The organism is Amycolatopsis sp. NPDC059657, assembly GCF_042734395.1.
Taxonomy (GTDB): domain Bacteria; phylum Actinomycetota; class Actinomycetes; order Mycobacteriales; family Pseudonocardiaceae; genus Amycolatopsis.
On the sequence record NZ_JBHWEB010000023.1, the window covers coordinates 49,447 to 69,382 of the forward strand.

Annotated in this window: 20 protein-coding genes; 14 read left to right on the forward strand and 6 right to left on the reverse strand. The window is 67.5% G+C overall.

Features of this window, described 5'->3' with window-relative positions; genetic code table 11:
• Nucleotides 1-64 precede the first annotated feature (64 nt).
• The 3 genes from ACFV15_RS15345 (at nt 65) to ACFV15_RS15355 (ending at nt 2,406) form a co-directional block, all read left to right on the forward strand.
• Complete coding sequence (locus ACFV15_RS15345; RefSeq protein ID WP_378351125.1) at nt 65-1,003, forward strand: hypothetical protein; 939 nt, start codon at nt 65-67, stop codon at nt 1,001-1,003.
• 5 nt (nt 1,004-1,008) lie between these two features.
• Nucleotides 1,009-1,647, forward strand: coding sequence for a hypothetical protein (locus tag ACFV15_RS15350; protein WP_378351073.1), 639 nt, complete (start codon nt 1,009-1,011; stop codon nt 1,645-1,647).
• An 84-nt stretch (nt 1,648-1,731) separates the two neighbouring features.
• On the forward strand, nt 1,732-2,406 hold the full coding sequence (locus ACFV15_RS15355) for an HD family phosphohydrolase (RefSeq protein ID WP_378351074.1): 675 nt from the start codon (nt 1,732-1,734) through the stop codon (nt 2,404-2,406).
• Between the two features lie 164 nt (nt 2,407-2,570).
• Here ACFV15_RS15355 and ACFV15_RS15360 read toward each other — a convergent pair whose 3' ends face one another.
• Nucleotides 2,571-3,410 carry a hypothetical protein gene (locus ACFV15_RS15360; RefSeq protein WP_378351075.1) on the reverse strand — a complete coding sequence of 280 codons (840 nt, stop codon included), beginning with the start codon at nt 3,408-3,410 and terminating at the stop codon, nt 2,571-2,573.
• 125 nt (nt 3,411-3,535) lie between these two features.
• On the opposite strand from ACFV15_RS15360, the gene ACFV15_RS15365 reads away from it, so the two are divergent.
• From ACFV15_RS15365 to ACFV15_RS15380, 4 genes are all read left to right on the forward strand, one after another.
• The gene (locus tag ACFV15_RS15365) at nt 3,536-4,765 is read left to right on the forward strand and encodes a DUF445 domain-containing protein (protein ID WP_378351076.1); all 1,230 of its coding nucleotides are present in this window, start codon (nt 3,536-3,538) and stop codon (nt 4,763-4,765) included.
• A 96-nt stretch (nt 4,766-4,861) separates the two neighbouring features.
• Nucleotides 4,862-6,037 carry a DUF445 domain-containing protein gene (locus ACFV15_RS15370; protein ID WP_378351126.1) on the forward strand — a complete coding sequence of 392 codons (1,176 nt, stop codon included), beginning with the start codon at nt 4,862-4,864 and terminating at the stop codon, nt 6,035-6,037.
• 9 nt (nt 6,038-6,046) lie between these two features.
• On the forward strand, nt 6,047-7,270 hold the full coding sequence (locus ACFV15_RS15375) for a DUF445 domain-containing protein (protein WP_378351077.1): 1,224 nt from the start codon (nt 6,047-6,049) through the stop codon (nt 7,268-7,270).
• Between the two features lie 21 nt (nt 7,271-7,291).
• Entirely contained in the window at nt 7,292-8,596 is a 1,305-nt protein-coding gene (locus ACFV15_RS15380) for a hypothetical protein (RefSeq protein WP_378351078.1), read from the forward strand.
• Here ACFV15_RS15380 and ACFV15_RS15385 read toward each other — a convergent pair.
• From ACFV15_RS15385 to ACFV15_RS15395, 3 genes are read right to left on the reverse strand one after another with little or no spacing between them, the layout of a single operon-like run.
• A complete protein-coding gene (locus ACFV15_RS15385) occupies nt 8,553-9,428 on the reverse strand; it encodes a metal ABC transporter permease (protein ID WP_378351079.1) in 876 nt (291 codons plus the stop codon). The two genes, ACFV15_RS15380 and ACFV15_RS15385, sit on opposite strands and share 44 nt — an antisense overlap.
• The gene (locus ACFV15_RS15390) at nt 9,425-10,261 is read right to left on the reverse strand and encodes a metal ABC transporter ATP-binding protein (RefSeq protein WP_378351080.1); all 837 of its coding nucleotides are present in this window, start codon (nt 10,259-10,261) and stop codon (nt 9,425-9,427) included. Before ACFV15_RS15390 ends, ACFV15_RS15385 begins: the two co-directional genes overlap by 4 nt.
• The gene (locus ACFV15_RS15395; RefSeq protein WP_378351081.1) at nt 10,261-11,166 is read right to left on the reverse strand and encodes a metal ABC transporter solute-binding protein, Zn/Mn family; all 906 of its coding nucleotides are present in this window, start codon (nt 11,164-11,166) and stop codon (nt 10,261-10,263) included. The genes ACFV15_RS15390 and ACFV15_RS15395 overlap by 1 nt, the downstream gene beginning before the upstream one ends.
• A 211-nt stretch (nt 11,167-11,377) precedes the next feature.
• Here ACFV15_RS15395 and ACFV15_RS15400 point away from each other — a divergent pair, with 211 nt between their 5' ends.
• The 4 genes from ACFV15_RS15400 (at nt 11,378) to ACFV15_RS15415 (ending at nt 15,158) form a co-directional block, all read left to right on the forward strand.
• A complete protein-coding gene (locus ACFV15_RS15400; protein WP_378351082.1) occupies nt 11,378-12,481 on the forward strand; it encodes a LacI family DNA-binding transcriptional regulator in 1,104 nt (367 codons plus the stop codon).
• Nucleotides 12,482-12,574: 93 nt separating this feature from the next.
• Entirely contained in the window at nt 12,575-13,102 is a 528-nt protein-coding gene (locus tag ACFV15_RS15405; protein ID WP_378351083.1) for a beta-class carbonic anhydrase, read from the forward strand.
• Between the two features lie 133 nt (nt 13,103-13,235).
• Complete coding sequence (locus ACFV15_RS15410) at nt 13,236-14,123, forward strand: A/G-specific adenine glycosylase (RefSeq protein ID WP_378351084.1); 888 nt, start codon at nt 13,236-13,238, stop codon at nt 14,121-14,123.
• 90 nt (nt 14,124-14,213) lie between these two features.
• A complete protein-coding gene (locus ACFV15_RS15415; protein ID WP_378351085.1) occupies nt 14,214-15,158 on the forward strand; it encodes an N-acetylmuramoyl-L-alanine amidase in 945 nt (314 codons plus the stop codon).
• On the opposite strand, the gene ACFV15_RS15420 is transcribed toward ACFV15_RS15415, so the two are convergent.
• On the reverse strand, nt 15,147-15,893 hold the full coding sequence (locus tag ACFV15_RS15420; protein WP_378351127.1) for an alpha/beta fold hydrolase: 747 nt from the start codon (nt 15,891-15,893) through the stop codon (nt 15,147-15,149). The genes ACFV15_RS15415 and ACFV15_RS15420 overlap by 12 nt on opposite strands.
• A 32-nt stretch (nt 15,894-15,925) precedes the next feature.
• On the opposite strand from ACFV15_RS15420, the gene ACFV15_RS15425 reads away from it, so the two are divergent.
• On the forward strand, nt 15,926-17,371 hold the full coding sequence (locus ACFV15_RS15425; protein WP_378351086.1) for a M1 family metallopeptidase: 1,446 nt from the start codon (nt 15,926-15,928) through the stop codon (nt 17,369-17,371).
• On the opposite strand, the gene ACFV15_RS15430 is transcribed toward ACFV15_RS15425, so the two are convergent.
• The gene (locus ACFV15_RS15430) at nt 17,347-18,756 is read right to left on the reverse strand and encodes an AAA family ATPase (protein ID WP_378351087.1); all 1,410 of its coding nucleotides are present in this window, start codon (nt 18,754-18,756) and stop codon (nt 17,347-17,349) included. The two genes, ACFV15_RS15425 and ACFV15_RS15430, sit on opposite strands and share 25 nt — an antisense overlap.
• A 49-nt stretch (nt 18,757-18,805) precedes the next feature.
• Between ACFV15_RS15430 and ACFV15_RS15435 the strand changes: the two genes are divergently transcribed.
• Both ACFV15_RS15435 and ACFV15_RS15440 read left to right on the forward strand, forming a co-directional pair.
• Nucleotides 18,806-19,105 carry an antibiotic biosynthesis monooxygenase family protein gene (locus ACFV15_RS15435; protein ID WP_378351088.1) on the forward strand — a complete coding sequence of 100 codons (300 nt, stop codon included), beginning with the start codon at nt 18,806-18,808 and terminating at the stop codon, nt 19,103-19,105.
• A gap of 6 nt (nt 19,106-19,111) precedes the next feature.
• On the forward strand, nt 19,112-19,927 hold the full coding sequence (locus tag ACFV15_RS15440) for an NAD-dependent deacetylase (RefSeq protein ID WP_378351089.1): 816 nt from the start codon (nt 19,112-19,114) through the stop codon (nt 19,925-19,927).
• Nucleotides 19,928-19,936: the final 9 nt, after the last annotated feature.

A 19,936-nucleotide genomic window follows, 5' to 3' on the forward strand; every position in this document is an offset into this window, starting at 1 on the left:
GTCCGCGGAAGCCAAAAGGCTCCGCAGTAGCCCACTGCAAGAGATCTTCTGGACCAGAACGAATTTGCTTCTACTGGTGCTGGTCGTGATCTCCGGCTCGAGCCTGTGGATCTCCAGCTCGATGCCCGCCGGCGCGGCGAAAACGCTGTTGAACGCGCTCGGCACCGGAACGCTGATCTCCGCCGTGGTCGGCTTCGGCCAAACCCTGATCACCGCCAGTGCCTCGCAACGGGCTTTGGTGGCGCCGGTGATCGAGGAGAGCCGTCGCGCACTGCAGGAGCTCAGTGCCGAATACCGCTCGCTCAACAACGAGTTCTTCCCCACCGACGTGTTCGAGGCGACCACCCATCCGGACCCCAAGTTCAACCGGGTGATGATGGCCGACCTGAACGCCACCCGGCAGTACTTCTTCCGCGGGTTCTCGGGACGGCACGCGGCGGCGCGGCTGCTGCTTTCCCGTACCGAGCGGGAACTTCGCGCGGTGATCGCGGATCCGCGTGACGCCAGTTCGATCAACGGGCGTGCGCGCTATCTGCTGCGGCGCGAAGAGGCGGGCGTGGACTACGAGTCCATCAAAACCCGCCTGCACGAAGAGATCTCCATCGGACTGGTCGGGCTGTACCTGGCGCGCAGCCGGTGCGCGCAGGTCGACATCACCGTGGTCGCCGACCCGCCGCTGGACCGGCTGGAGATGTTCGACGAAAGCGTCTGGCTGACCCTGTACAGCGACATCGGCGGCGCGAGCACGCTTTACCCGAGGACGTTGCGGTTCACCGAAGGCTCGTTCATGTACAACATGGAACGCACCGAGTTCCTGCGTGTGTGCAACTCGCGCACCGGCCGCCATTTCCTGATCACCCCCGACACCAGCCGCCGTGATTTCCTCGCCCTGTTCGAAAAGATCACCGGCAATACCCTGACCGAGGAGCAGTTCCTGGAACTGGAGGCCAAGTTCCACACCTTCCGCCGGGAGTTCTCCACCATCGCCGAGCTGGGGAGCTGATCGTCTTGCTCACCCGTGTGTCCGTACTCGACCAACTCGCGATGCAGCTGCGCGACGCCGAATTCCCGTTGACCGACAACTGGCACGCCGTCGACGACTGGTTTCGGCCATGGGCCGCACAGCCGGGACTACGGCAGGCGCTGCGCAGGCATGTGCGCACACTGCAACCGGAATTGGCGCTGACCGTCGCGAGCAAGTCGCGCGAGACGACCACGCATTTCGCCTGGTGCCTGCTGGACCGCCCGGAGGATCCGTTCTCCTTCTGGCTGCACGAATACAAACCCCAGCAGGACTGGCGGCACGGTTACGCCGATTCGGTGCACAATCACAGGTATCACTTCTGCACCACGATCCTCCGCGGTAACTACGTCCATGAAAGATATGACGCGGAACTGCATCCCGAAACCGGGCTGATCTCCTCGGCGACGCTGCGGCAGCGCACGGTGTGCCTGGTCGGCGCGTCGGGATCGTTGCAGGCCGACGAATTCCACCGGATACCGACGGCGGCCGAAGACGCGATGACCTTCCTGGTCAAGTCGCGCGCGGTGCGCGAATCGAGTCTTTCCTATGACCCTTCGACAAGGATCAGTCACCGGCATGTTCCGGTTGAGGTCCGATTGGGGGACCTAGCTAGGCGAATTTAGCTACCCGTAGCTACACAGCGGCGTCGAATACGCCTACCATTACTCCACCCGCCTGTCAGAAACCGGCCGGGATCGGAGAGGTGTATGCGCGCCCACAAGAGCACGGTGTCGAATTCGATCATCGCTATCGTCGAACAACGTGTCCATCAGCTGTGCTGGAAGTACGCCGAGAGCCTGCCATTCCACGGCTGGCACCACGTGAATTTCGTCCGCACGAAAGCGGTCGGCTTCGCCGAATGCAACGGTGCGGACGTTTCGGTCGTGGAAACCGCCGCGCTCGTGCACGACGTGAACTACATCGTCCTGAAGAACTCACCGGCCGCGGCAGGCCGCGAGCTCCGCCTCGGCATCCTCATGGAGGCCGGCGTCGAGCCCGCGGTCGCACGCTGGATCGACGAACTCGTCGACGAGGCCGAGATGGCCAACCGCGGCCCGCACATCTCGCTGGAGGCCCAAGCGCTCTCCGACGCGGACACGCTGTTCAAGGCGCTGCCGGTGACCCCGGTCGTGCTCGCCCACCGCTACCTGAGCGAGAACGGCCTGAGCCTGCGCGAGCTGGCCCACAAGATCGTCGGCGAGCAGGCCGACGTCCACGACGACGGCTACTACTTCTACAACCCCGAGGCCGCCGCGCTGTACTCACGCTGGGCAGGCGCCAACCTCGAGCTCTGGCGCTGCATCAAGGACGCCGTCGACGACCCCACGGTCGCCGAACTCCTGGACGCGGTCCACGGCGTCGAGGCCTCGGCCGCCTCCTAGCCGGTCCCAGCCGGAAAAAATCCCAATGTGGCATTCGTCAGTTTTCAGCTGACGAATGCCACATTGGCGCGCTCAAAGCTGACGAAAGCCGCATTGGGATTTTTTGGACCGGCGCGAGGCCTCAGACCAGGCGTTTGGGGCGTGGCGGGGCCCGGAAGGGGCTTTCAGGACTGGGGCTTGGCGGCGGGCGCCGCGGGGGCTTTGGTTTTGGGGGTGGGCTTGGGGTTGTCTTCGCCGGGGGCGAGGGCGCGGATCGCCTCTTGGACCGCGAGGTCCGTGGCGGCCAGCCGGTCGGCGACGTTGGCCTTCAGAGCGAGTGTGACGCGCTGGCGCTCTTCGGCCTCGGCGAGCTGGCGGTTGGCGTCGGCGAGCTTGGCCGCGGCCTCGGCTTCGAGGTTCTTGATGCGCTCGGTGGCCGCGCGCTCGGTCTCGGCGATGCGGGCCGAGAGTTCGTCGGTGGCCTTCTTGTCGGCCGCGTGGCGGCGTTCGAGTGCCTCCTCGTCGAGCTTCTCTCGGTAGGCCTTGGCCTCGTCGGCGAGGCGCTGGTTCTCGGCGCGGCCGTCGGCCATGAGCTGCTCGTGCTCGGCCGCGCGTTCCTTGGTGAGCTTGTCGATTGCGCGGCGGCTCTCGTGGGAGTACTTGTCCGCCTCTTCGCGGGTCGACGCGGCGTCGGCTTCGGCACTCGCCTTGAGCTCGGCGATCTCCTCCTCGGCGAGCTGCATCATCATGCGGACGCGCTCGGCCATGGCGCCGGCGCCGGACGGGCTCGCGGTCATGCGGACCAGCGCGGCCTTGGCGTCGGCGAGCTCCTTCTGGGCGTAGCTCAGTGCCTTGGACAGCTCACCGGAGGTGGCGACGGCCTCGTCACGGTTCCGCGAGGTCGTCTTGAGCTCGGCCGACAGGCTCGCTAGACGCTCATCGACCTGCTTCTGGTTGTACCCGCGCACCGCGACGGCGAAGTGGGCAGGTTCGGCGGACTTCTCAGAGGTGTCAGCAGCGACCATTGCGCAACTCTAGTGATGCACCTCCCATTTTCTCGTACCGCCAAACGGATGCATTACGACGTTTGGTCCACTCCGGACGCCCATGGCATGCTCCACGGTATTGACGGGCCGTAAGGGAGGTCGTCGTGAACGTCCAGGCGATCCTCGACGACATCGGCGAGCACTGGCACGTCTATCTGACGATGCCGTTCATCGCCGCCCTGATCGGCTATCTGACCAAGCGCGTGGCCATCGAAATGATGTTCAAGCCACTCGAATTCGTTGGCGTCAAACCGTTTCTCGGCTGGCAGGGCGTCATCCCGGCCAACGCGCGGCGCATGTCGACCACCGCCGTCGACCTGTTGACGAAGAACCTTGTCGACCCCCAGGAGATCTTCTCCAGGCTCGACCCTCAGCGCATGGTCGAGGAACTCGAGGAGCCGCTGCTCAAGGCCGTCGAGGACGTCACCCGCGAGGTCATGGAGCAGCATCAGCCCAGACTGTGGGAGCTGCTGCCCGCCCGCGCACAGCAGATGCTGGTCAACCAGGTGCGCGCGCAAGCGCCCAAGGTCGTCGAACGGCTGATGCGGGAGATCTCGACGAACATCGACGAGGTGCTCGACGTCAACGCCATGCTGATCGAGGCCATGGTCCGCGACAAGGCGCTCACCTGCCGCCTGATCAAGGACGTGGCCGCGCCGGAGTTCAAGTTCATCGCGCGGTCCGGCATCTGGTTCGGGTTCGTCATCGGCCTGGTGCAGTTCGTCGCGTGGGCGCTGACCAAGCAGCCGATCATCATGCCGATCTTCGGCTTCTTCACCGGGCTGGTGACCGACTGGCTCGCGCTCAAGATGATCTTCTACCCACGTGAGCCGCGCGGGTTCGGCTTCTTCCGCTGGCAGGGCATGTTCCAGAAACGCCGCCGCCAGGTCGCCGCCGACTACGGCGCGCTGATCGCCGAAGAGGTGCTGACCGTCCGCAACGTGATGGAGGCCGTGCTCACCGGGCCGAAGTCGGACAAGCTGTTCGCGATGATCCAGCGCGAGGTCCAGCGCACCATCGACCAGCAGGCCAGCATCGCGAAACCGATCGTCGCGCTGACCGTCGGCGGCAAGGAATACCAGCAGATGAAACGCGCCGCGGCGGCCAAGGCGATCGAATACCTGCCCGAAACGGTCAAGCACGTCGAGGGCTACGCGACCGACGCGCTCGACGTCCGCAACACGATCGTCGAGAAGATGCAGCAGCTGACCCCGATCGAGTTCGAGGGGATCCTCCGCCCGGCCTTCAAGCAGGACGAGTGGAAGCTGATCGCGGTCGGCGCGATCATCGGCGGGCTCGTAGGCGAACTCCAGGTGCTGCTGCTCTTGCACTGACGTGACGTTCACCGCGTGTCCCGTGAGAACACGCGCGGTGACCGCTACGGTTTGCGGGTGAACGGACTCGCTGAGCACTGGCAGGTCTATGTCACCATGCCGTTCATCGCCGCGCTGATCGGCTACGTGACCAAGCGGGTCGCCATCGAGATGATGTTCAAGCCGGTCGAATTCGTTGGTATCAAGCCATTCCTGGGATGGCAGGGCGTATTGCCCGCGAACGCGCGCCGGATGGCGAGCACCGCGACCGAGATGCTCACGCACAATCTCGTCGATCCCAAGGAGATCTTCTCCAGGCTCGATCCGGAGCAGGTCGCGCGCGAGATCGAGCAGCCGCTATTGCGCGTCGTCGAGGACGTCACGCGCGAGGTGATGGAGCAGTACCAGCCCAGGTTGTGGGAAGTGCTGCCGAACACCGCGCAGGCGCTGCTGCTCAAGCGCGTACAGGCCGAAGCGCCGCGCGCGATCGCCAAGATCATGCGCGAGATCGCCGACAACATCGAGGACGTGCTCGACCTGCAGCACATGGTCGTCGAGAACCTGGTGCGCGACAAGGCGTTGCTGAACCGGCTGATCCGCGACATCTCGCGCCCCGAGATGCGGTTCATCGCGAAATCCGGAATCTTCTTCGGTTTCGTGCTCGGCTGTGTGCAGCTGATCATCTGGGCGGTCACGAAATCACCGATCGTGCTGCCGCTGTTCGGCTTCCTGATCGGCTGGCTCACCGACTGGCTCGCGCTCAAGATGATCTTCCTGCCGCGTGAGCCGCGCACGTTCTTCGGCTTCTACACCTGGCAAGGCGTCTTCCAGAAGCGCCGCGACCAGGTCGCCGCCGACTACGGCGACATGATCGCGCGCGAGATCATCACCATCCCGAACCTGATCGAGGCCGTGCTCAAGGGCCCGAAATCGGACCGGCTCTTCCAGCTGATCACCCGCGAGGTGCAGAAGACGATCGACCAGCAGGCGAGCATCGTGAAGCCGTTCGTCGCGGTCGCCGTCGGCACCCGCCGGTTCCAGGAGATGAAGCAGACCGCGGCCACGAAGGCGGCCGAGCGAGTGCCGGAGACCATCCGGCACGCCGAGGACTACGCGATCAACGCGCTCGACGTCCGCAACACCATCGTGGACCGCATGCGCAAGCTGACCGCGCTCGAGTTCGAGCAGTTGCTGCGGCCCGCGTTCCGCCAGGACGAGTGGAAGCTGATCGCGGTCGGCGCGATCATCGGCGGGCTCGTGGGCGAGCTCCAAGTCCTGCTCCTGCTGCACTAAGGTGCCCTGGTGAACGCCGTGCTGAACGACCTCGAGCAGCACTGGGCGCTGTACGCGGCCATCCCGTTCGTCGCCGCGCTGATCGGCTACGTGACCAAGCGCGTGGCCATCGAGATGATGTTCCGGCCGATCGAATTCGTTGGTATCAAGCCGGTTTTCGGCTGGCAGGGCGTGGTGCCCAAGCACGGCGGGCGGATGGCGGCCGTCGCCACCGACCTGCTGACCACCAACCTGCTCGACCTCAAAGAGGTCTTCGACAGGATCGATCCCGACCTCATCACCCGCCAGATCGAGCAGCCGCTGCTCAAGGCCGTCGACGACATCGCGCGCGCCGTGCTCGAGGAGTACCACCCGCGGATGTGGGAGGTCATGCCGTCGATGGCGCAGGAGCTGCTGATCAAGCAGGTCCAGGCGTCGACGCCGCGGCTGGTGCGCGAGCTGATGGACGAGCTGCGCGAGAACCTCGACGAGGTGCTCGACGTCAAGCACATGACCGTCCAGACGCTCACCCGCGACAAGAAACTGCTCGTGCGGCTCATCCGCGAGACCTCGCGCCCGGAGATGGGCTTCATCGCGCGGGCGGGCATCGTCTTCGGGTTCACGCTCGGCATCGTCCAGGCGATCACCTGGGCGGTCACCAAGGAACCGCTGGTGCTGCCGATCTTCGGCGCGCTGGTCGGGCTGTTCACCGACTGGCTGGCGATCAAGCTGATCTTCGTGCCGCGCGACCCGATCCGGCTCGGCCCGCTGACCTTCCAGGGCAAGTTCCAGAAACGCAAGGCCGAGGTCGCGAGGCAGTACGGCGAGCTCATCGCGCACGAGGTGCTGACCGTGCCGAACCTGATGGAGGCCGTGCTGGCCGGTCCGCGGTCGGACCGGCTGCTCGCCATGGTCCAGCGCACGGTCGCCAAGGCCGTCGACGAGCAGGCCAGCGTCGCGAAGCCGCTCGTCGCGCTCGCGATCGGCGGGCAGCGGCTGCGGGAGATGAAGACCGCGGCCGCGCGCAAGGCCGTCGAGTCGTTCCCGGCGACGGTCCGGCAGGCCGAGGGCTATCTCACGCAGGCGATGGACGTCGCGCAGATGGTCGAGTACCGGATGCTGCGGCTGACCCCGCTGCAGTACGAGGGCCTGCTGCGGCCCGCGTTCCGCCAGGACGAGTGGAAGCTGATCGCGGTCGGCGGGTTCATCGGTTTCCTGGTCGGCGAACTGCAGGTTCTGCTCATGCTGCACTGACCTGCCCGTTACCGTGGAGGCGTGGCATCCGAACCTCAGCAGCTGCCTGCCGTCCACGAAGCGTGGCTCCCCCGTGAGCACGCGTTGCACCGGCCACGCCACGGCGGACGGCAGATGACCGCGCTGGTCTGCGCGCTGATGTTCTTCGTGACACCGACACTGCTGTGGATCGTCGGCGTCCGCCCGAGCGAGATCGAGAACCACAAGCTCGCGAGCTTCCCGAGCCTCGGCGACGGCTGGAAGTTCTTCACCGGCCTGCCCGGCTGGGCCACCGATCAGCTGTCCTTCCGCAGCGGCGCGATCCAGGCCGCGGACGGCATCAGCCGCGGCTTGTTCGGCGAAGGCGCCCCGCTCGACCAGGCGCCGCCGCCCGTCGCGGGCCCGATCCCCGGCGGCACGCCCGCCACGCCGAAGAACGCGCCGTCACCGCAGGGCAGCCCCAACAGCCAGGCCGGGTACCGCCGGGTCGTGCAGGGTGTCGACGGCTGGCTGTACTACGGCTACGACGCCGAGGCCAAGTGCGCGCCGAGCCGCCCGCTGGCCGACACACTGAGCCGCATCAACACGCTGCGCCAGGCCGTCGAGAGTTCCGGGCGCAAGTTCGTGTTCGTCATCGCGCCGGACAAGACCACGATGGTCCCGCAGAAGCTGCCCGCCAGTTACCCCGACAAGGACTGCTCAGTCCCCAAGCAGGAGCCGGACTGGGCGCAGTTCCTCGCGGCGGGCGCGCTGGACCTGCGGCCCGAGCTCAAGAAGTCCGAAGGCCGGGTCGGCCACCCGATCTACCCGCCGAACGACACGCACTGGACCGACGAGGGCGCGCTCGTGATGGCGCGCGACCTCGCCAACGCCGTCCAGCCCGGCGTCACGCAGACCTGGGTCAGCACGCCGACGCGCAAGTACGACGTCAACGCCGACCTGCCGCCGCTGCTCGGCCGCAACGAGGTCAAGACGCTGCAGGAGTACTCGCTCAAGCCGGACGGGGCCGTCGACCGCGGCGGCCTGTCCAACGGCGACATCGACAAGCCGGTCTACCGCAAGACCAGCCCGCTGGTCGGCACGATCGACAAGCGGACGCTGATCTACGGCGACTCGTTCACCAAGGCGTCTTCGCGATACCTGCCCGGTGGCTTCACCAACCTGACCATGCTCGCGCACTTCACCTCGAAAACCACGCAGGAGCAGGCGATCGACGAGTTCGTCAACGCCGAGATCGTGGTCGTCGAGGCGGTGGAACGCAGTGTCTCCGCCGGTCAGCTGACCTTCATCGAGGACGGTTTCCTCAGCGCAGTGCGGGCAAAGCTGGAAGAGCATCCAATCGGGTAGGCACGCGGTCGCGCACCTTCGCCACGATCCGGCAGACCAGGTAGATCACGAACGAGATGGTCGTGACGAACGCGCTCACCGGCTTGCCTGGCGCGAGCGAGAGCACGATCCCGCCCAGCGCGGCGACCTCGGCGAAGATCACCGCGAGCACCGTGGCCTTCCACGGGCTGGCGGTCACCCGCGCGGCGGCCGCGGCGGGCGTCACCATCAGCGCGACGACCAGCAGCGAGCCGACGACCTGCACGCTCAGCGCGGTCGAGATGCCGACCAGCACGGCGAAGACCATGGTCAGCGCCCGCACCGGCACGCCGCGCGCGATGGCGACGTTGCGGTCGACGCTGGCGAACAGCAACGGCCGGTAGACCAGCGCGAGCACGATCAGCACCAGCACGGACCCGCCGACCAGCGCGACCAGGTTGGTCGAGTCGATGGTGATGATCTGGCCGGTCAGAATCCCGAACTTGTTCGCGGACCGTCCTTTGTAGAACGACAGCAGCAGCACGCCGAGGCCGAGCCCGAACGACAGGATCACGCCGATCACCGAGTCACGGTCGGACTCGCGGCCGCCGAGAATCCCCAGCAGCAGCGCCGCGACGATGGCCCCGGCCAGCGCGCCGTACTCGACGCCGACGCCCAGCAGCAACGCGCCTGCCGCGCCGGTGAAGGCGAGTTCCGCGGTGCCGTGCACGGCGAAGGACATCCGGCGCATCACGATCAGCGGCCCCAATAGGCCTGCCACCAGGCCGAGCACGGCGGCGGCGAGCAGTGCCGTCTGCACGCTGTCGAGCCCGAGAAGCTGAGCCGTCTTGCCGAAATCGAAAAGCTCGTTCACTCGCTCATCGCTTCTTCGTGATGGTGTGGCTCTTCCTCACACAGCGAGCTGTGCGCGCCCGCGATGTGGATCTGGCCGCCGACCTTGAGCACCTGGATCTTCGTGCCGTAGAGCTCCGACAACGTCTCGGAGCTCATCACCTCATCCGGTTTGCCGATCCGGAACTGGCCGTTGACCAGGTAGAGCACCCTGTCCACATAGGACAAGATGGGGTTGATCTCGTGCGTCACGAACAGGACCGCGGTGTTCGCGCTCTTGCGCCGCGCGTCGATCAGGTCGCTGACCGCGCGCTGGTGCGCGAGGTCGAGCGAAAGCAGTGGTTCGTCGCAGAGCAGCACCTCGGGATCGCCGACCAGCGCCTGCGCGACCCGCAGCCGCTGCTGCTCGCCGCCGGAAAGCTTGCCGACGGGCTCGTTCGCGTAGCGCGTGGCGCCGACCGACTCGACGGCGGCGGCGACCTTGCGGCGGCGCTCGGCGCGGGTGCGCAGCCCGGTACCCCAGCGGTGCCCGTCGAGGCCGAGGCCGACCAGATCGGTGCCGCGCAGCGTCAGGCCCTCGTCCATGGCGCGCTGCTGCGGGATGTAGCCGACCTTGGAGTTCACCCCGCCCGGCTTGTGCCCGGCGAGCGTGACCTGGCCGCCGGACAGCTGCTGCAGGCCCAGCAGGACCTTGAGGAAGCTCGTCTTGCCCGACCCGTTCGGCCCGAGCACCGCGAGGAACTCACCGGGCTCGACGGTCAGGTCGAGCCCGGACCACAGCGTCCGGCTGCCGAACGCGAGGCTGGCCCCTCGGACGTCGACCGAGGGCCTGGCCTCTCGCAGTACCGCTGACATCAGCCGTTCAGTGCTCCCACCAGCGCGTCGACCTGCTTGCTCATCCAGGCAATGTAGTCCGTCACACCGCCGGGCAGCGTTTCGGACACGTCGACGACCGGCACACCGGCGCTCTTGGCGGCCCCGACGACCTGCTCGGTGGTCGGCGTGACCGTCTGGACATTGTTGATCAGCGCCTTGACCTTCTTGTCGCTGACCAGCGCCTTGACCTCCGCGACTGCCGCGGCCGGCACGTCCTGCTCCTCCTCGACGGCCTTCGAGAACTCCTCCGGCGTCGCGTCGGTGACCTTGGCGGTCTCCAGCAGGTAGTGCGCGACGGGCTCGGTCGCGGCGACCTTGCTGCCCGGGTGCGCGGTGCCCGCGCCGGTGACCTTCTTCTCGAGGTCGTCGACCTTGGCCTTGAACGCGGCGGCGTTGTCGGCGAACACCTGCTTCGAGGCGGGCTGGATCTCGCCGAGCGCGCCCGCGACCTGGTCGGCGACCTTCTTGACGGTCGGCAGGCTGTACCAGACGTGCTCGTTCTCGTCGCCGGTCGCGGCGATCTCGTACGCGGTCAGCTTCTTGGCGTCGCCCGCCGCCTGCTTGGAGAGGTTGCCGAAGAAGTCGTCGTAGCCGCCGCCGTTGCCGATGGTCAGCTTCGACTGCTGCGCGGAGAGGCTGTCCGCTGGCGTCGTCTCGTAGGAGTGCGGGTCGGCGGAGGGGTCGTGGATGATCGAGGTCACGGCCACCTTGTCGCCGCCGACCGCGCTCACCACGGCGCCCCAGACGTCGATCGAGGCGAGCGCCTTGATCTTGTCGCCACTCGCCTGGCCGGACGCGCCACTATCGCCGGAACACGCCGCCGTGGCCAAGGCCAGCACGGACACGGCAGCGGCGGCGAACACCCTCGCGCGTCGGGAAGTCATCGAAGTACTCCTAGTGGGAACACACTCGCGGCACGCTCGGACACGCACCGTATCGTTAATGGAAATCGTTGTCAGATTCACTTTACCCCGATCGTGGGGTCGAAACGCAAACCGAGGTGACCCGTGGCACTGACGGTCACGACCTAATCGAGACATCGCACACGTGTCGTGTCTCTTCACCGAATACCTTCTGAACCGTTACGGTTTCCGGATGGGCCGTCCTATCCGCACCAGGAGGCAGGCGACACTGGCGTCGCTGGCCGCCGAACTCGGCGTGTCCAGAACCACCGTGTCCAACGCCTACAACCGGCCTGATCAGCTCTCACCCGAGCTGCGCAGGCGCGTGCTGGAGACAGCGCGCCGCCTCGGCTATCCAGGCCCGGACCCGGTCGCCAGATCACTGCGTACCCGCAAGGCGGGAGCCGTCGGGCTGCTGCTCACCGAGAACCTGTCCTACGCGTTCCGCGACCCGGCCGCCGTCGGCGTGCTCGAGGGACTGGCGCTGGCCTGCGAGGATGCCGGCGTCGGCCTGCACCTCGTGCCCGCCAGCCCCGCGGGCCACGAGGACGTCGCGGCCGTGCATCGCGCGGGCGTCGACGGGTTCGTCGTCTATTCGGTGCCAGACGACGATCCGCACCTGGCAGCCGTGCTGCAACGCCCGGTGCCGACGGTGATCATCGACCAGCCGCGCATCGAGGGTGTCGACCGCGTCGGCCCCGACGACGCCGCCGCGGTCGCCAACATCGCCAATCACCTCGTCGAACTGGGCCACCGCCAGATCGGCGTGCTCTGCATGCGGCTCGCCCGCGAGCGCAACGACGGCTTCGTCACGCTGGAACGCCAGAGCAACGCGCACTTCCACGTCCAGCGGCTGCGCCTGGAGGCGCTGGCCGCCGCGTTCTCGCTGGCGGGCGTCGACTGGGCCAACGTGCCCGTGGTCGAGCGCTTCGACCACACCGTCGACGAGGGCGCGTCGGCCGCCAGGCAACTGCTCGACGCCAATCCCCAGGTCACCGCGCTGATCTGCACCTCGGACATCCTCGCGCTCGGCGCACTGGCCGAAGCCGAGCGGCGCGGGCTGCACGTTCCGGGTGATTTGACCGTCACTGGCTTCGACGGCATCGCCGAAGCCGAGCGGATCGGCCTCACCACGGTCCACCAGCCGGTGCTCGAGAAGGGCAAGGCGGCCGGAAAACTGCTGCTCGGGGCCTCCGAACGGGTGACACCCAAGATCATCACCCTGCCGACCGAACTGCGCGTCGGCCGGACGTCAGGACCCCCTAGGACCGCCGAGGAGCGCTGGTTCGGCCCGTGATGTTGGTCAACTGAACCCCTAACGGCGTTGCCCGCGAGGCTGTTCACCGGGTCCAATAGGTGAACAGCCGAGAACGCCGAAGGGTGGGACCTGATGACCTCCATCGACGTATTGCTCAAGCGACACGACGACCTGGGTGATGACCGCAAGGGTGACCGTTCGTCCCCGCAGCCCTCACTCCACGTCGCGATCCTGACGTGCATGGACGCGCGGATCAGGGTGTTCGAGATGTTCGGTCTGCTCCAAGGTGAGTCACACGTCCTCCGCAACGCCGGCGGCGTGGTCACCGACGACATGATCCGTTCGCTCGCACTGTCGCAGCGCAAACTGGGCACGCGCGAAGTGCTGATCGTCCAGCACACGAACTGCGGCCTCTCGCTCGTCACCGAGGACTCGTTCAAGGACGAACTCGAAGCGGCGGGCGGCGTCCGGCCGACCTGGTCGATCGAAGCCTTCCGCGAGGTCGACGACAGCGTCCGCCGCTCCATGCAGCGCGTCCGCCGCAGCGACTTCCTCCCGCACACCGACAACGTGCGCGGCTTCGTCTACGACGTCTTCACGGGCAAGCTGACCGAGGTCGACCCGGACGCCGACAACGCCGACTGCCACCGCTGCGCCTGACCCCGGGGCCTGGGAAAAAAATCCCAATGTGGCTTTCGTCAGGTTTCAGCCTCCCAATGTGGCTTTCGTCAGCTCTAACCTGACGAAAGCCACATTGGGGGTTCGAAACCTGACCAATGCCACATTGGGGCAAATGAGTAGAGTCTCGGCGGTGCGCGCAGAGGTTTTGATCGACTGGTTCGACGAGCATGGGCGGGATCTGCCGTGGCGTGAGCCGGAGTGCACCGGCTGGGGCGTGCTGGTCAGCGAAATCATGTTGCAGCAGACGCCGGTCGCGCGGGTTCAGCCGATCTGGGAAGAGTGGCTGAAGCGCTGGCCCACCCCCTCGGCGCTCGCCGCCGAGAGCCAGGGCGAGGTGGTCCGCGCTTGGGGCAAGCTCGGGTACCCGAGGCGCGCGCTCAGGCTGCACGCCGCCGCGGCCGAGATCGCCGAGAAGCACGGCGACGTTGTTCCGTCCGATGTGGACACTCTGCTCGCGCTGCCGGGGATCGGCGCCTACACCGCTCGCGCGATCGTGGCTTTCGCCTATGGCAAGCGGGCTCCGGTCGTCGACACCAACGTCCGCCGGGTTGTGGCCAGGGCCGTGCACGGCGCCGGGGACGCCGGGCCGCCGTCCAACACGCGTGACATGGCGGACGTCGAAGTGCTGTTGCCCGCCCAAGATGCCGAAGCGGCGAAGTTCTCCGCCGCGCTCATGGAACTCGGCGCGCTGATCTGCACGGCGAAATCGCAGCGATGCGCCGATTGTCCGTTGTACGCGGATTGCGCGTGGCAAAAAGCGGGGCGCCCGGCGTACGCGGGCCCGGCGAAGGCCGTGCAGAAGTTCGCCGGGACCGATCGTCAGGTGCGCGGACTGCTGCTCGACGTGCTGCGCGGCACCGACGGCCCGGTTGAACAGGCGAAACTCGACCTGGTTTGGCACGATGCCGGGCAACGGTCCCGCTGCCTCGACTCGCTTTTGGTCGACGGGCTGCTCGAACAGACCCGTGACGGACTGTTCGCGCTGCCCGGCGAACACTAACGCGTTAGGCCAAAAGTCTGTTGGTAGTTGTCGAATAGCTGTGACCGGGGTTACCTTCCTCGCACCTGCATCCCGGCGAGGGAGTTCGACATGGTTGATCGCCGCACCCTGCTCAAAAGCGGATTGGCCGCCACGGCCGTCGGCGCGTCCGGCATCCTTGGCACGGGAGTCGCGCACGCGATCCCGTCGCCCCGCATCTACAGCTGCACCGAATGGGCCGCGCGACCCGCGTCCGCACCGATCACGGTGGAAAACCACCGGCCGACCTACATCGTCGTCCACCACACCGTCGAACCCGGCAACGTCGACGATTACTCGAAGGCGCACGCTTTCTGGGCGGCGCGGGCGATCCAGAACTTCCACATGGACACCCGCGGCTGGATCGACACCGGCCAGCAGTTCACGAACAGCCGAGGCGGCTACGTGATGGAAGGCCGCCACCGCAGCCTCGAAGTACTGCGCGGCGGCACGAAACACGTGCAGGGCGCGAACGTCGGCAACCACAACAGCGAGTGCGTCGGCATCGAGAACGAGGGCCTCTACAGCACCGAAGACGTGCCGGGCGCGCTCTGGAACTCCCTGGTGCAGCTCGTCGCGTACATGGCGCAGCAGTACGTGGTCGACCCCGAGTTCATCAAGGGCCACCGCGACTTCAACTCGACCGAATGCCCAGGCCAGGTGCTCTACGACCGGCTGCCGGAGCTGCGCGACGAGGTCTCGCGACTGCTCGGCTACGCGGCCAGGCGAACAGTCGTCACCGAGTGGCCTCTGCTCAAGCCAGGTGCCACCGGGCAGCGAGTCCTTATCGCACAACGGCTTCTGCGAGACAAGGGCTTCAAGGTCCCGACGGACGGCGTGTTCGGTCCGTCCACAAAGGATGCCGCGCGGTCGTTCGCCGACTCGCGCGGTGTGCCGTCCGCGACCTGCTACGCGAGCGCGAACGCCGACGAATCCGGCTTCCTCGGCGCCGATTTGTGGCCACTGCTCACGAATGATCCACACGGTCTCAAGGCACAGCTGGCCTCAACGAGCTAGGACCTCGCTGAGGAAGGCCTCGACGGCGCCCCGGTACTCCCACGGGGCGTCTTCGTGGACGACGTGACCGGCGCCGGCGACCACCAGGTGCCGCCCGTCGGCGGCACGCGCGGCGACCCCGGCCTGCTGACCCGGCGGCATCAACGTGTGCTCACCCTCGATGACCAGCAGCGGGCACTTGATCGAGTCCACAATGGACCAGTAGTCGCGGCGGCCCCACTCGGCCGCGATCTCGTACAGCGTCGGCAGTTCCGCGATCAGGTGATAGCCGTCGGCGCGCTCCTCGAAGCAGTCGGCGAAGTAGTCGCCCAGCGAGCCGAAGAACGCGCGCACCTCGTCGAGCGAGCCGAACGGCACCGGCCAGGACTCGAAGTGCGCCTTCCACGGGTCGACCGTCCGTCCGCGCTGATCCGGCGCGAAGTCCTCGCTCACCACGGCCAGCGCCAGCGACGGGTACTTCGCCGCGAACGCCCACGCGTGCAGCCCGCCCATCGAGTGCCCGATCACCACGGCCGGGCCCGCGTCGAGCGAACGCACGAGCGCCGCGACGTCGTCCGCGAACCGCTCGGTCTCCCACGGTCCGCTGCGCGAACCACGCCCGTGACCGGCCGCGTCGAGTCCGAGAACCTGACCATATGGTTCGAGCCAGCGCGCCACCCGTGACCAGGTACGGGCCCGCCCCATCAGCCCGTGCAGCAGGACGATCGGCCGTCCTTGACCGCCGAACGTAATCAAACCGTCGCGCTGGATCACCTAGACTCGCTTTCATGCGCCGCCGCCGAACCCCGACGATCATGCTCGCGCTGATCGCCGTCACGATTATCGGCTGCAGTGCCGACACCCAAGCCCCGCCCGTGCTCGCGAAGCCGCCACCAGCGCCGATGGACCCGAAGCCGGGTGCGCCCGGCGCCGGCGACGAGGCGTACCCGAACGACGGCAACGGCGGCTACGACGCGCTCGACTACCAGGTCGGCATCGGGTTCGACCCGGCGACGAGTCACCTCGACGGCGACACCACGGTCACCGCGCGCGCCACCCAGGACCTCAGCCGGTTCAACCTCGACCTGCGCGGCCTGGAGGTCGCTTCGGTCCAGATCGACGACAAGCCGGCGCAGTTCGCCCGCGAAGGTGACTTCGAACTCGCGATCACGCCTGCCGAGCCGATCCGCTCCGGCACGGTCTACCGGACCAGGATCATCTACTCGGGCAAGCCGACGCAGGCCGCGACTGCCGAGCTCGGCGACGGCGGCTGGCTCAAGTCGACGTCCGGCGGCGCCTACGTCGTCGGCGAGCCGCATTCGGCCGCGTTCTGGTACCCCGTCAACGAGACCCCGCTCGACAAGGCGACCTTCCGCCTCACCGCGCGCGTCCCGGACGGCTGGACCGTGATCTCCAACGGCCGCGAGACGCCGCCGAAGTCGGAAGGCGGCTGGTCGACCACCACGTGGACCGAGCAGAACCCGATCGCGAGCTACCTGACCACGGTCGCGATCGACAAGTTCACCGTCGACCGCGCGACGCTGCCGGACGGCACCCCGATCCTCAACGCGTACGCGCCGGGCACCGAGGCCAAGCGCGACATCGAGAACAAGCTGCCCGAGGTGCTGGACTTCCTCAAGAGCAAGTTCGGCCCGTATCCGCAGAGCGCGGCCGGCGGCATCTTCGTGAACGAGGACATCCGCTTCTCGCTGGAGACCCAGACCCGCCCGACGTACGCGAAATGGGCCGATCTCGGCACGATCGTGCACGAGAACGCCCACCAGTGGTTCGGCGACACGGTCTCGGTGCGGTCCTGGTCCGACGTCTGCCTCAACGAATGCTTCGCCTCGTACGCGCAGTGGCTGTGGCAGGAAAAGAGCGGCGACAACCTCGACGCCCGCTACCGCGCGGCGCTGGAGATCACCGGTAAGAGCCCGGAGTTCTGGTCGCACCGGCTGACCGGCGCGGCGGCGGGCCACGAGTTCGAAGGCGTCTACGACAAGGGCATCCTCGCCATGCACGCGTTGCGGCGGAAGCTCGGCGAAGACGTCTTCAACCGGCTGCTGACCGGCTGGCCGCAGCAGTTCAAGAACGGCAACGCGTCCTGGAGCGACTTCGAGCTGTTCACCAGCAATCTGGCTGGCGAGAAGCTCAACGCCTTCTTCGACACCTGGTTCCACTCCGACAAGGTGCCTGCCGACGCCGACCTCTACCCGGGGAAACTGCGCGGCTGAGCCTCGCCGGCACCCAGCAAAGCCCTAGTCAGCGCGTTGTGGTCGCCCTGCATCTCGGCCAGCGCCGCGGTCAGCGTCTCGCTGTCGACGGTCACCGCGTCGCCGCCGGGGTCGGCGGCGATCGCCTTCAGCACGGCGCGGCGCAGCAACTCCTTGATGTACGAGGCCGTCACGCCTTCGGTCGACTCGACGATCGGCGCGAGATCCGCGGTCAGCTCGATGCCGCGGCCATAGAGCTCGAGCAGCCGCAGCCTGCCGTCGGCGTCCGGCTTCGGGATCTCGACGGCGAGGTCGACCCGGCCGGGACGGTCCGTCAGCGCGCGCTCCAGCTCATCGGCGCGGTTGGTGGTGAGCACGAAGGTGACGTTCGCGTCGCGCCCGATGCCGTCCATCGCGTCGAGCAGCATGAACAGCAACGGGTTGGCGCCGACGGGCCCGTAGCTGCGCTCCTGCGCGATGAGGTCGACGTCCTCCAGCACCACGACGCTCGGCTGGAGCCGTCTCGCCAGCTCCGCCGCCTTCGCGATCCAGCGCATGGCCATTCCGGTCAGCACGATGACCGTGCTCTCGGGCAGGCGTCCCAGCAGGTAGCGGACCGTGTGGGTCTTGCCGGTGCCCGCGGGACCGTGCAGCAGCAGGCCGCGCTTGAGGTGCTGCCCGGCGGCGAGCAGCCGTTCGCCGTGCGCGTCGATGCCGACCGTGTGCCGCTCGATCGCTTCGAGCACGCCTTCGGGGAGGATCACCTCGTCGTCGGAAAGCTGAGGCCGCGGCATGAAGCTCAACAGCTCGTTGCCGCGATGTTCGTTGGTGCCGAACGAGAGCACCTGGCCGCGCAGCACGTTGTGCGTGCCCATCAGCCGCTCGATCTCCTCGCGCACGGCTGCCGCGACCTCGCGCGCGCCCGCGAGCACTTCGAGACGGCAGACCTCCTGGCCGAACATGGCGTTCGCGCCGCGAATCCCGATGATCACCGGCGTGCCGCCGGCCGCGGTCGCGGGCACCAGGCCGAGCTGGATCACCTCGGTGGCGTCATCCGGCCCGGTCGCGACGGTGGCGTAGTCGACCGCGCCCAGCTCGAACGTGCCGCTGCGCCGCGCTTGCACCAGCATGCTGATCAGCTCTTCGTGGACGCGCTGCCCGCCGACGATGCCGAACCACTCGCCCGCGCCGTGCTTCTCGAGGTAAGCGTCGACACCGGCCTGGACGGACGCGTGCTCCCACTGCGGCCCGTCGCGGCCGACGAGCACGACCTGGGAAAGCGGGATGCCGAGATGCGTGGTGACCTTCTCCACCAGCTCGTTCGACGAACCGGCGCCCGCCACCGCGTCGGCCGTCGACTTGATGATGCGGTGCAGGTCCATCGCGAATTCGTGGTCGTCCCCCATGGTTCGAGAGTGGCACGGGTCACGCGGGTTGGCCAGTAGGGTGGAGGCCATGGCAGTAGTGAAGATCAACGCGATCGAAGTTCCCGAAGGCGCGGGCCCCGAGCTGGAGAAGCGGTTCGCGGCACGCAAGCACGCGGTCGACTCACAGCCCGGTTTCCTCGGTTTCGAGTTGCTGCGCCCGGTCGCGGGCGAGAACCGGTACTTCGTCTACACGAAGTGGGAGACCGAAGAGCACTTCCAGGCGTGGCGCAACGGCCCCGCGGTCGAGGCACACGCGGGCGAACGCGCCAAGCCGGTGGCCAGCGGCGCGAACCTGCTGGAGTTCGAGGTCGTCCCGCTCGCTGACTGATCTTCGGTGACCGATCTCGAACGCGCGGCCAAGCTGATCTCTTCGGCTGGCGCGCTCTTGGTATGCGCGGGCGCCGGCATGGGCGTCGACTCCGGCCTACCGGATTTCCGCGGCGACGAAGGCTTTTGGCAGGCGTACCCGCCGTACGCCCGGCTGGGCCTCGAGTTCGTGACTTTGGCGAACCCGCGGCACTTCGCGGACGACCCCGCGCTGGCTTGGGGCTTCTACGGGCACCGTCTCGCGTTGTATCGCGAGACGGTGCCGCACGACGGCTTCCGGCTGCTGCTCGAGTGGGGCGCTTCGACGCCAGGCGGCGTCTGGGCTTTCACGTCCAATGTGGACGGACAGTTCCAGCGCGCCGGTTACCCTCGCGTGGTCGAGGCTCACGGTTCGATCCATCACCTGCAGTGCGTCGACCAGTGCGGCTCGGGGATCTGGCCGGCGGAGATCTCGGTCTCCGTTGACCCCGAAACCATGCGCGCGGTCTCGGAGCTGCCGTCGTGCGTTTCGTGTGGCGGACTCGCCAGGCCGAACATCCTGATGTTCGACGACTACAGCTGGGAGTCCGCCCGCACCGACGCCCAAATGTCCGGCCTGACGGCTTGGCGCCGCTCCCAGCGCGACCTGGTGGTCATCGAACTCGGGGCAGGCCAGGCGGTCCCGACGGTCCGCCGCTACGCCGAAATCGCCAGCGCGGCCAGCGGCGCCCTGATCCGCGTCAACCCGCGCGAACCCCGGATCCGGCACGACCGCGGCGTCTCCCTCGCCTCGGGCGCCTTGGAAACCCTGACGGCCATCGATGCCCTGCTCAGCGTGCCCTGACCCGGGGAA

Coding starts and splice junctions, on each gene's coding strand:
- ACFV15_RS15355 (WP_378351074.1), top strand. CDS start 1,732: ATGCGCGCCCACAAGAGCACGGTGTCGAATTCGATCATCGCTATCGTC.
- ACFV15_RS15360 (WP_378351075.1), bottom strand. CDS start 3,410: ATGGTCGCTGCTGACACCTCTGAGAAGTCCGCCGAACCTGCCCACTTC.
- ACFV15_RS15370 (WP_378351126.1), top strand. CDS start 4,862: ATGCCGTTCATCGCCGCGCTGATCGGCTACGTGACCAAGCGGGTCGCC.
- ACFV15_RS15390 (WP_378351080.1), bottom strand. CDS start 10,261: ATGTCAGCGGTACTGCGAGAGGCCAGGCCCTCGGTCGACGTCCGAGGG.
- ACFV15_RS15395 (WP_378351081.1), bottom strand. CDS start 11,166: ATGACTTCCCGACGCGCGAGGGTGTTCGCCGCCGCTGCCGTGTCCGTG.
- ACFV15_RS15400 (WP_378351082.1), top strand. CDS start 11,378: ATGGGCCGTCCTATCCGCACCAGGAGGCAGGCGACACTGGCGTCGCTG.
- ACFV15_RS15405 (WP_378351083.1), top strand. CDS start 12,575: ATGACCTCCATCGACGTATTGCTCAAGCGACACGACGACCTGGGTGAT.
- ACFV15_RS15410 (WP_378351084.1), top strand. CDS start 13,236: ATGAGTAGAGTCTCGGCGGTGCGCGCAGAGGTTTTGATCGACTGGTTC.
- ACFV15_RS15415 (WP_378351085.1), top strand. CDS start 14,214: ATGGTTGATCGCCGCACCCTGCTCAAAAGCGGATTGGCCGCCACGGCC.
- ACFV15_RS15425 (WP_378351086.1), top strand. CDS start 15,926: ATGCGCCGCCGCCGAACCCCGACGATCATGCTCGCGCTGATCGCCGTC.
- ACFV15_RS15430 (WP_378351087.1), bottom strand. CDS start 18,756: ATGGGGGACGACCACGAATTCGCGATGGACCTGCACCGCATCATCAAG.
- ACFV15_RS15435 (WP_378351088.1), top strand. CDS start 18,806: ATGGCAGTAGTGAAGATCAACGCGATCGAAGTTCCCGAAGGCGCGGGC.